Raw genomic sequence first — 9,803 nt, forward strand, 5'->3', positions numbered from 1 at the left:
CGGCGCTGTCATGATGCTGATCATGACAAACCCATCCTCGTACCCCACCGGCCCGACGCCGTACCCCACCGCACCGACGCCGTACCGCACCGTCCCTCCGCCCGACCCCACCGGCCACCCCTACCACCGCCTGGACCGCGCCACGGGCCGTCACCGCTGGTGGCGGGCCTGGGTCGGGACGCTGCTGTTGGCCGTCACCTACTTCGTGTTGATCCTCGTGCTGTTCGGCGTCACCCACGGTCTCGGAACGGCGCTCGGCGCCCCGGAACTGCCCGACGGTGGTGTCGACTTAGGGCCGCTCGGAAATACGGCGATGGAACTCGTGTCCCTCGCGATAGCCCTGCCCTTGGTGCTGCTGGCCACGCTGTGGCCGGCGAGACGGCGCGCCGGAACCGTCACGTCGGTGACCGGACGGCTGAGGACCGGCTGGCTCGGGCGGTGTCTGCTGGCCGGGCTGCTGCCCCTCCTCCTGCTCACGGTGACGGCCTTCCTCCTGCCGGGCGACTCGGGCGAGTCCGACACCTGGGTGGGGTGGCGCTCCTTCCTCGCGGCCCTGGCCGTGCTGGCCGTCCTCGTCCCGCTGCAGGCCGCGGCCGAGGAGTACGTCTTCCGGGGCTGGCTGACCCAGGCGGTCGGGGCGTTCGTGCGTTCTCCGTGGTTCGCCGTGCTCCCACAGGCCGTGCTGTTCGCCGCGGCCCACGGCTGGGGCACCCGGTGGGGCTTCCTAGGGCTGCTGGTGAACGGCCTGGTGGCGGGGCTGCTGACGATCCGCACGGGCGGGCTGGAAGCGGCCATCGCCCTGCACGTCCTGAACAACCTGCTGGCCTTCGGCGCCTCCGCCGCGGTCGTCGACGGACTGTCGTCGGACGAGACCGCCGCCGACGCGCCCTGGCCGCTGGCCCTCGCCGCCATCGCCACCGACCTGCTCTACGCCGCGATCGTGCTGTGGCTCGCCCGGCGCCACAAGCCGCAGCGCCTCTCGGCCCCGGCGATGCCGCCCACCCCGTACCCCGAGTACCCCGGCCCCGCCCGCACGGCCTGACGTCCAGCCCACCGAACCCCTGGCGTACGCTGGGCTGGTCCGTCCACAACCCTTACGAAAGGGACGCCCGGTGACCGAGAAGGCCGACCTTCAGCCCATCCTCGACCGTGCAGCCGCCGGTGGGCGGATCACCCCGGACGAGGCGCTCGTGCTGTACCGGGACGCCCCGCTGCACGCGCTGGGCATCGCCGCCGACGCCGTACGCCGCCGCCGGTACGCGGGGACCGAGCACATCGCGACGTACATCATCGAGCGCAACATCAACTACACGAACGTCTGCGTCACGGCGTGCCGGTTCTGCGCGTTCTACGCCGCGCCCAAGGACACCGCCAAGGGCTGGACGCGTGACCTGGACGACATCCTGCGCCGGTGCGCGGAGACCGTCGAGCTGGGCGGCACCCAGATCATGTTCCAGGGCGGGCACCACCCGGACTACGGCGTCGAGTACTACGAGAAGCACTTCGCCGCGATCAAGAAGGAATTCCCGCAGCTGGTCATCCACAGCCTGGGGGCGTCCGAGGTCGAGCACATGGCCCGGATCTCCAAGGTGAGCGTGGAGGAGGCCATCCAGCGCATCCACGCCGCGGGGCTCGACTCCTTCGCCGGTGCCGGGGCCGAGCTGCTGCCCGAGCGGCCCCGCAAGGCCATCGCCCCGCTGAAGGAGTCCGGCGAGCGCTGGCTGGAGATCATGGAGATCGCGCACAACCTGGGCGTGGAATCCACCTCCACCATGCTCATGGGCACCGGCGAGACCAACGCCGAGCGCATCGAGCACCTGCGGATGATCCGGGAGGTCCAGGACCGTACGGGCGGCTTCCGCGCCTTCATCCCGTACACCTACCAGCCCGAGAACAACCACCTGAAGGGCCGCACGCAGGCGACGCTCTTCGAGTACCTGCGGATGATCGCCATCGCGCGGCTGTTCATGGACAACATCGCCCACATCCAGGGCTCGTGGCTGACCACGGGCAAGGAGGTCGGGCAGCTCTCCCTGCACTACGGCGCCGACGACCTCGGCTCGATCATGCTGGAGGAGAACGTGGTGTCGTCGGCCGGTGCCAAGCACCGGTCCAACCGGATGGAGATCATCGATCTGATCCGGAAGGCCGGCCGGGTGCCCGCCCAGCGGGCGACCACGTACGAGCACCTCGTCGTCCACGACGACCCGGCGAACGACCCGGTCGACGACCGCGTCGTCTCGCACATCTCCTCCACGGCCATCGAAGGCGGCACGGCTCACCCCGAGCTGAAGCTGCTGGCGCCCAACTGACCCGACCGTGCTGACGATTCACGCCGCCCCGCTGGTCCTGCCGGCGGACGCGGCACCCGTCGTGGACGGAGCCGTCGTGGTGGACGGCGACCGGATCACCGCCGTCGAGCCGTACGAGGACGCCGTCGACAGCGCGCCGGGCGCGCGGGTGCGGCGCTGGCCGGGCGTGCTCACCCCGGGTCTGCGCCAGTGGCACCCGCTGTGGCTGCTGCGCCACTGCTACCACCCCGACCCGCGCGAAGCCGACGAGCTGGGCGAACAGCCCCTGTGGGGCGAGCGGCTGGCCGCCCTGGGCGACCTCGGCGAGACCCGCTGGTCGGGCAGCGTACGCCGCGGAGTGCAGCGGATGCTGCGGTACGGCACGACGGCGGTCGCCTCGCCCGGCGCGCGCTTTCGCGATCCGCTGGTGGCCACGGCCGTCGCCCGGTCCGGGCTGACCGTCGTGGGGACCACAAACGCCCCCGGCACGCTGCTCGGTGAGCGGCCCGACCTCGACCCGTTCGCGGAAGGGTACGACCTCCGGGGCACCGTCCACGGCCCGCTGACCGTCGGCGGGCGGGCCGACCTGGCCGTGTTCGACGTGCCCGACGAGACGGCCCTGCGGGAGCGCGGCGCGGCGACCTGTGTGGCGACCGTGCTGGCCGGCCGGCTGGTGTACCGGGCCCGCTGACCCCGGCTTCAGCCCGCGAACGCCTTCCCGAACGCCCCCGAACCCTGCGTCACCCCGCTGCAGTCGGTCGCCGCCTTGTCCGACGCGGAGCCGTCCGCGCACTGCCGGTCCCGGGCCGTCGACCACATCGACACCCAGGCGATGCCCTTCTCCTCGGCGAAGGCGCGGACCTCGGCGGCGTCCGCGAGCGTGAACGTCTCGTTGTCGACGTCGTTGACGCCGATCATCGAGGTGAGCGCCATGCCCTGCCAGGCGGTCGCGTCCGACGTGCCGAAGACCCTCTTCAGCTGGGTGTGCGCGGCCTTGGCGGCCGTGAGGGCGTAGCCGCCCATGTCACCGTCGTACGACGAGCCGTAGTTCATCGTCATGAGATTGACGGTGGAGACCTGTACGCCGTTGTCGTTGGCGGAGCCGAGCAGTGCGAGTCCGTCCTTGTCCAGGCCCGAGGGCATCACCGGGAGCGTGAACGAGACCTCCAGGCCGCCGCGTTCCTGCTGCAACCGGGCGATCGCCTTCGAACGCAGGGCGACGGAGGCGGAGTCGGAGAGTTCGTCGCCCTCGATGTCGAAGTCGGCGAGGGTGGCACCGGCCGCGTCCAGGGCCTTGCCGTACGCCGCCGCCAGCTCCGAGGCGCTGTCGCAGTTCGCCGCGAGTTCCTTGCCGGAGGCGCCGCCGAAGGAGACCCGGACCTTGCCGCCGTCCTTCTTGAGCCGCGCGATACGGGAGGCGACCGTCGAGTCGCCGATGGCGTGCGTGCCGTTCCAGCGCGGGGTGCAGTCGTCGCCGTCGGCTATGACGAACGCCAGGTTGTACGTCGTGGGGGAGCCCGCGGAGTCGGTGCCGGCGGCCTCGGTGGCGCTGACGTACGGGGCGTACGCCGTGCCGGCTCCGGCGGGGGACGAGGTGCTGGGGCCGGCCGTCACCGCGGGGGCCGAGGGGGCCGCGTCGTCCTGCCCGGAGCATGCGGCGGTGGCGAGGGCGAACAGGCAGCCCAGCCCGGCCGCCGCCGGTTTCCGGTAACTCCTCATGACGTGCGCTCCCGTTCTCGTGATGTCTGGGGGTAGGACAACAAGTACGTTTCCCGGCAGCAAACGTCTCGTGTTCGTTGACAACTCCGGACGCCGCGCCCGGCTGCTGCGCCGGATCGGCCTCCTCCTGGGGGCCGTCTGCCTCGGGTACGCGGCCGTCCTCGGCGCGGCCTTCATGGGTTGGAGGACGTCCCTGACGCCGTCGCAGTTGCTGATCGCGGTGTTCGTGCTGCTGTGCGGCCGGGTGGAGGACGTGGCGGCACGGGGGAAGCCGCGGCTCCTGCCCGGAGGGGGTACTGCAAGAATGGGCCCGTGACCCGCGCATCCCTGGACAAGCAGCCGCACGAAGTCGCCTCGATGTTCGACGACGTGGCGGAACGGTACGACCTGACCAACGACGTGCTGTCCCTCGGCCAGGACCGGCGATGGCGCAAGGAGGTCGCCAAGGCGGTCGACGCGCGCCCCGCGCAGAGGATCCTGGACCTGGCGGCGGGCACGGGCACCTCCTCGCTGCCCTTCGCGCAGACCGGTGCCTACGTCGTCCCGTGCGACTTCTCCCAGGGCATGCTCCAGGTCGGCAAGCAGCGCCGGCCCTGGCTGCCGTACACCGCCGGCGACGCGACGAGGCTCCCCTTCAGGGACGACTCCTTCGACGCCGTCACCATCTCCTTCGGGCTGCGCAACGTGCGGGACACGGACGCCGCCCTGCGCGAGATGCACCGGGTGACCCGGCCCGGCGGACGGATCGTGATCTGCGAGTTCTCGCACCCGACCTGGGCGCCGTTCCGCACGGTCTACACCGAGTACCTGATGCGCGCCCTGCCGCCGGTCGCCCGGGCCGTCTCCTCCAACCCGGACGCCTACGTCTACCTCGCCGAGTCCATCCGCGCCTGGCCCGACCAGCCCGCCCTGGCCGAGCGGCTGGGCAAGGCCGGTTGGTCGCGGGTGGCCTGGCGCAATCTGAGCGGCGGGATCGTCGCCCTGCACCGGGGCTTCAAGGCGAGCTGACCCTACGGCGAGCTGAGGACCTTGTGGGGGTCGCCCGGCTCGTCCAGCTCGCGCTGGAAACCGCCCCTGGGCGGACGCGGGATCCGCGGTTCGTGCACGCCCCCGCCGCCCTCACCGGGCCCGAAGTCGAACCACACGTAGACCATCGAGTCCCGCGGCACCTCGGCACCGGGCGGCGGGTACTGGCGTACGACGTAGTCGACGACGGCGAGGGAGAACTCGGGCCGGTCCGGCGCGGTGAGGAGGAGGCCCCGCGCCCGGGCCGTCTCCCGCGCGTCCACGGCCATCAGGCCGACCAGACGCGGCACGCGCACGTCGGGTGTCTTGTGGGATATGTGCACAGATGTCACCCCCAGCGGTACAGGAAGGGTAACTCCCGCCCCGTACCGACCGGAAGCGACAGGTGTCTTTCTGTGACAGTCGACTACTCTGCGTCAGTGGCCTGGAGATCGAGCCGGTAGCAGTGCCCCGCCCGCTGCGAGGCCGGTGTCGTGAACGTCTCGGCGAGGCGCATCCCCAGGCGCCGGGTCACCGCGATGGACCGGCTGTTGCGGGCGTCGACCATCGCGACGACGCCCGGTACGCCGGTCGCCCGCATCCGCTCCAGCGTCTGCTGCGCGGCCGCGGTGACGTAGCCCTTGCCCCAGTGCTCCCGGCCCAGCCGCCAGCCGATCTCGATCTCGCCGGCCGGGCCCCAGGGCCGCTCCCACGGCTGGGCCCCGGTGAAGCCGATGACCTGTCCCGACTCGTCGAGCACCGTCCACAGGCAGAAGCCGAGCTCGGCGTCGTGCCGGCGCTGGCGGGCGGTGAGCTCCTCGTAGACCGAGAGTTCCGCGGCCCTGCCGCCCTGGAACTCCATGACGTCCGGGTCGTCGAAGATCCGGTGCCAGATGATCGCGTCCTCGTGGGTGGGGACGCGAAGCCGCACAGCGGGGAGAACTCGGTTCACGGAGGCAGCCCTTCAGCCGGGTGATGAATGCTGCTGCATAGACTGCCCATGTCCAGTGCCGGTCGGCACGCAAGATTGACGAACTTGGGGAGATCCCGCCGTGACCGTCGTGACCGAGCCCCTCTCCGAGAACACCGCCGATGTGATCGTCGTGGGCGCGGGGCCGGCCGGCTCCACCACCGCCTACCACCTCGCCAAGGCGGGACTCGACGTCCTCCTGCTGGAGAAGACCGAGTTCCCCCGCGAGAAGGTCTGCGGCGACGGCCTCACCCCGCGTGCCGTCAAGCAGCTGGTGGCGATGGGCATCGACATCTCGGAGGAGGCCGGCTGGCTGCGCAACAAGGGCCTGCGCATCATCGGCGGCGGGGTGCGGCTCCAGCTCGACTGGCCGGATCTCGCCTCCTTCCCCGACTACGGCCTCGTCCGCAAGCGCGACGACTTCGACGAGCAGCTCGCCCGGCAGGCGCAGAAGGCCGGTGCCCGGCTCTTCGAGCGGTGCAACGTGGGCGCGCCGATCCTGGACGAGCGCACGGGCCGCATCACCGGTGTGCACGCCAAGCTCGGCGAGGAGAAGCGCGAGGTCACCTTCCGGGCGCCGCTCGTCGTGGCCGCCGACGGCAACTCCACCCGGCTGTCCCTGGCGATGGGCCTGCACCGCCGTGAGGACCGCCCGATGGGCGTGGCGGTGCGCACGTACTTCACCAGCCCGCGCCACGAGGACGACTACCTCGAGTCCTGGCTGGAGCTGTGGGACCGCCGCGGCGCCGAGGACCGCCTCCTGCCCGGCTACGGCTGGATCTTCGGCATGGGCGACGGCACCTCGAACGTCGGCCTGGGCGTGCTCAACACCTCCGACTCCTTCAAGGAGCTGGACTGGCGCGAGGTCCTGAAGGCCTGGTGCGCGTCGATGCCGGAGGACTGGGGCTACACGCCCGACAACATGACCGGACCGATCCGCGGCGCCGCGCTCCCCATGGCCTTCAACCGCCAGCCGCACTACACCAAGGGCCTGCTGCTCGTCGGTGACGCCGGCGGCCTGGTGAACCCCTTCAACGGGGAGGGCATCGCCTACGCCATGGAGTCCGGCCAGATCGCCGCCGACGTCATCGTCCAGGCGCACGCCCGGCCGACCCCCGCGAGCCGCGAACTGGCCCTCCAGCGCTACCCGCGCGTCCTGAAGGACACCTACGGCGGCTACTACACGCTCGGCCGCGCCTTCGTGAAGCTCATCGGCAATCCGAAGGTCATGCAGATCGCGGCCCAGCGCGGTCTCACGCACCCGATGCTGATGAAGTTCACGCTGAAGCTCCTCGCGAACCTCACCGACCCGACGGGCGGCGACGCGATGGACCGCATCATCAACGGGCTGAGCAGGGTGGCACCGAAGGCCTGAGCGGGTGGCCGGCCGGTGATGCCGGCGGCGTGATCAGGCGCTCGTCACCAGGCGCTCGTCATCAGACGCTCGTCGCCGTGATGTCGGCGGCCCGGCGCGCGTACACCGCGTCCCGCCGGTCCGCCCCCTGCCGCGGCGCGTCCTTGTGCTCCCGCCAGGAGAGCCGGTCGCACCCTCGCACCGCACGAAGACCCGCAGATCACCACAAGCCGTGCCGGGACGTCACCGCGTTCGATCCGGACCTCGCCGCGCTCATCGGCGCGCACGGCCCGGCCGTCAATACCCTGCCAGGTCAGGACAATTCGGGCGCAGAATGCCGGAGTGACGGGAGCGCGTGGGCGGGCGGCGGTGTCGTGTGGGCCCGAGAAGGGCCCTGAGGGCCCCTGGAGTGGCCCGGGGGCGGGCCGAGGGGTGCGGGGGCCCGATGGGCCCGGAAAGGCCGGGAGGGCCGTTGCCTCGGTGCGGCAGCGACCCTCGAGCCCGTATGTGCGGATGTGTCAGACGGGGCGTGACGTCAGAGGACGCGCACCGCGCCATCTGCCGGGTAGCCCGACAGGTCCTGGATGACGACGCCCTTGGACGGGTTGGCCGCGTCCAGGTACTGGCCGTCCCCGATGTAGACACCCACGTGGTACGCGGAGCCCTTGCCGCCCCAGTAGAGGATGTCGCCGACCTGGAGGTTCGACAGCGAGACGTCCGTGCCGGCCATCGACTGGTCCTGCGAGACGCGCGGCAGGTCCACACCAACCTGCTTGTACGCGGCCTGCACGAGGGAGGAGCAGTCCCAGGCGTTGGGACCGGTGGCGCCCATGACGTAGGCGTCGCCCACCTGGGCCTTGAGGAACGCGATGACCGTCGCGACGCTGCCGCTGGCGGGCGCCGACACGGACGTCGAGGTGGATGCGGATGCGGAAGCGGATGCGGAGAGGGTGGCGCGCTCGGTGCTGCGGTTGGCGCGCTCGGCGGCGGCCTTGCGGGCGGCCTCGGCGGCCTTCTTCTTGGCCTCCGCCTTCTTCTTCGCCTCGGCGAGGTCCTTCTTGGCCTCCGTGGCGGCCTTGGCGGCGGCGGCGTCACGCTCGGCGCGCAGTTCGTAGTTCGCGGCGGCCTGCTGGGTGGCGGCAGCGGACTGCGCGACCTGAGCGGACATATCGGCCGTCAGGGTGGGCAGTTCGATGGTCTGCGTCACCGGCTCGGCGGCGCTCGCCGAGGCCGACGCACCCGCCGCTGCCAAGCTGAGAACGCCACCGGCAACTCCGGCACGCACGGCGATCGAAGAGGTCGCGCTGCGGCGGGGTTTCCGGTGGCTGCGTATGTGAGCGGTGTGGGACATGGGAATAACCGGTACCAGGGGCTCCTTCATATCTTCAAGAAACGTGTGCTGCGCCACAGTTACTCAATCGGGCCCCCAAAACCCCCGAACGAGGCCCTTTATTGACGCCGTAACGGACATTGCGGGCGCACCGTGATCAGCCTGTGATCACGGCGTTTGATCAATACGCCCGAATTGCCCCGCGCCTACCACCGGTTGGGTTGATTGGCCAGCCCCGTTCTCATGAACCTCTCATCAACGTGACGGAGGTCACGGAACGGCCGCCCTGCCGCTCGCGTCCCGGTGCGTAGATCACGGCCGGGTCACGGCCTCGCGAAGATCGTGAACGGATGCACGCGTCCACACCTCGCCCCGCATGCCCTCTGATGTGTGAACGCGCGTCTATCAAGAGATCAAATCCCTCGCCAATTTGCATGCAAGGGAACCATCTTGATATTGAGACGACCCTCCTGGCCTGCGCTGACGAGCCAAAATGTCACCTCTCGTGATCACTCGGACGCTTCGCGTGTGAAGATCACCGCTCATCCGACTTCATGATCGATCGTCAGGTGGTGGAGATCACAAAGCTTGTGCAATACCCCGTGTCGCAGATCACAGAGCGTCGGGCATAAGATGCACGCGGTTGGGCTTGTGACCTGCTTCACATGTTCCCGATCTTCGCCGGGGCGGGCGGGGTTCGAGGGACAGGTGGGGCGGATGTGAGCCCGATGCAAACCGCCAGCAGTCAGTGCCGACTGAGAGGAGCGAGGAGCGGTGAACGCTTATGCGCCCATCCTCGTACTGGGAGCCCTCGGGGCAGGCTTTGCGATCTTCTCCGTGGTCATGGCCACGTTGATCGGGCCCAAGCGGTACAACCGGGCCAAGCTCGAGGCCTACGAGTGCGGTATCGAGCCGACCCCCACGCCGGCCGGCGGCGGGCGCTTCCCCATCAAGTACTACCTGACGGCGATGCTCTTCATCATTTTCGATATCGAGATCGTCTTCCTCTACCCCTGGGCCGTCACCTTCGACGCCCTGGGGATCTTCGGGCTCGTGGAGATGCTGCTCTTCGTGCTCACCGTCTTCGTCGCGTACGCGTACGTATGGCGGCGCGGCGGCCTGGAATGGGACTGA

General features: G+C 70.4%; 11 protein-coding genes and 1 pseudogene. 7 read left to right on the forward strand and 5 right to left on the reverse strand.

Annotated features, from left to right (window positions below; genetic code table 11):
* The first annotated feature begins 22 nt into the window (after positions 1 to 22).
* The 3 genes from G3I77_RS23255 to G3I77_RS23265 all read left to right on the forward strand — a co-directional run bounded on the left by G3I77_RS23255 (position 23) and on the right by G3I77_RS23265 (position 2,982).
* Positions 23 to 1,042, forward strand: a complete 1,020-nt coding sequence (locus G3I77_RS23255) for a CPBP family intramembrane glutamic endopeptidase (RefSeq protein WP_248506779.1) — start codon at positions 23 to 25, stop codon at positions 1,040 to 1,042.
* 70 nt (positions 1,043 to 1,112) lie between these two features.
* Positions 1,113 to 2,312 (forward strand): cyclic dehypoxanthinyl futalosine synthase, encoded by a 1,200-nt coding sequence (gene mqnC / locus G3I77_RS23260; RefSeq protein WP_248506780.1) that lies wholly within the window; start codon positions 1,113 to 1,115, stop codon positions 2,310 to 2,312.
* Positions 2,313 to 2,319: 7 nt separating this feature from the next.
* Positions 2,320 to 2,982: a hypothetical protein gene (locus G3I77_RS23265; protein WP_248506781.1), complete on the forward strand. Its 663-nt coding sequence runs from the start codon at positions 2,320 to 2,322 to the stop codon at positions 2,980 to 2,982.
* Between the two features lie 8 nt (positions 2,983 to 2,990).
* On the opposite strand, the gene G3I77_RS23270 is transcribed toward G3I77_RS23265, so the two are convergent.
* Positions 2,991 to 4,010 carry a chitinase gene (locus G3I77_RS23270; RefSeq protein WP_248506782.1) on the reverse strand — a complete coding sequence of 340 codons (1,020 nt, stop codon included), beginning with the start codon at positions 4,008 to 4,010 and terminating at the stop codon, positions 2,991 to 2,993.
* A gap of 70 nt (positions 4,011 to 4,080) precedes the next feature.
* Between G3I77_RS23270 and G3I77_RS23275 the strand changes: the two genes are divergently transcribed.
* Both G3I77_RS23275 and G3I77_RS23280 read left to right on the forward strand, forming a co-directional pair.
* Positions 4,081 to 4,326, forward strand: coding sequence for a hypothetical protein (locus G3I77_RS23275; RefSeq protein ID WP_374386330.1), 246 nt, complete (start codon positions 4,081 to 4,083; stop codon positions 4,324 to 4,326).
* Entirely contained in the window at positions 4,323 to 5,018 is a 696-nt protein-coding gene (locus G3I77_RS23280; protein WP_248506785.1) for a demethylmenaquinone methyltransferase, read from the forward strand. The genes G3I77_RS23275 and G3I77_RS23280 overlap by 4 nt, the downstream gene beginning before the upstream one ends.
* A gap of 2 nt (positions 5,019 to 5,020) precedes the next feature.
* On the opposite strand, the gene G3I77_RS23285 is transcribed toward G3I77_RS23280, so the two are convergent.
* Together G3I77_RS23285 and G3I77_RS23290 are read right to left on the reverse strand one after the other, a co-directional pair.
* The gene (locus G3I77_RS23285) at positions 5,021 to 5,332 is read right to left on the reverse strand and encodes a PASTA domain-containing protein (protein WP_248507008.1); all 312 of its coding nucleotides are present in this window, start codon (positions 5,330 to 5,332) and stop codon (positions 5,021 to 5,023) included.
* Between the two features lie 110 nt (positions 5,333 to 5,442).
* Entirely contained in the window at positions 5,443 to 5,967 is a 525-nt protein-coding gene (locus G3I77_RS23290; protein ID WP_248506787.1) for a GNAT family N-acetyltransferase, read from the reverse strand.
* A 100-nt stretch (positions 5,968 to 6,067) separates the two neighbouring features.
* Here G3I77_RS23290 and G3I77_RS23295 point away from each other — a divergent pair, with 100 nt between their 5' ends.
* Entirely contained in the window at positions 6,068 to 7,360 is a 1,293-nt protein-coding gene (locus G3I77_RS23295; protein WP_142160740.1) for a geranylgeranyl reductase family protein, read from the forward strand.
* A 61-nt stretch (positions 7,361 to 7,421) separates the two neighbouring features.
* Here G3I77_RS23295 and G3I77_RS23300 read toward each other — a convergent pair.
* A pseudogene (locus tag G3I77_RS23300) lies at positions 7,422 to 7,529 on the reverse strand (peptide deformylase); the annotation flags it as partial.
* Between the two features lie 345 nt (positions 7,530 to 7,874).
* Positions 7,875 to 8,720, reverse strand: coding sequence for a C40 family peptidase (locus tag G3I77_RS23305; protein ID WP_248506789.1), 846 nt, complete (start codon positions 8,718 to 8,720; stop codon positions 7,875 to 7,877).
* A gap of 723 nt (positions 8,721 to 9,443) precedes the next feature.
* On the opposite strand from G3I77_RS23305, the gene G3I77_RS23310 reads away from it, so the two are divergent.
* Positions 9,444 to 9,803 (forward strand): NADH-quinone oxidoreductase subunit A, encoded by a 360-nt coding sequence (locus G3I77_RS23310; protein WP_003974383.1) that lies wholly within the window; start codon positions 9,444 to 9,446, stop codon positions 9,801 to 9,803.

Source organism: Streptomyces sp. D2-8 (genome assembly GCF_023184515.1).
Taxonomy (GTDB): Bacteria; Actinomycetota; Actinomycetes; order Streptomycetales; family Streptomycetaceae; genus Streptomyces.

Bases quoted from the DNA above. Each gene is read 5' to 3' on its own strand.
- G3I77_RS23255 (WP_248506779.1), top strand. From the start codon at position 23: ATGACAAACCCATCCTCGTACCCCACCGGCCCGACGCCGTACCCCACC.
- G3I77_RS23270 (WP_248506782.1), bottom strand. From the start codon at position 4,010: ATGAGGAGTTACCGGAAACCGGCGGCGGCCGGGCTGGGCTGCCTGTTC.
- G3I77_RS23305 (WP_248506789.1), bottom strand. From the start codon at position 8,720: ATGAAGGAGCCCCTGGTACCGGTTATTCCCATGTCCCACACCGCTCAC.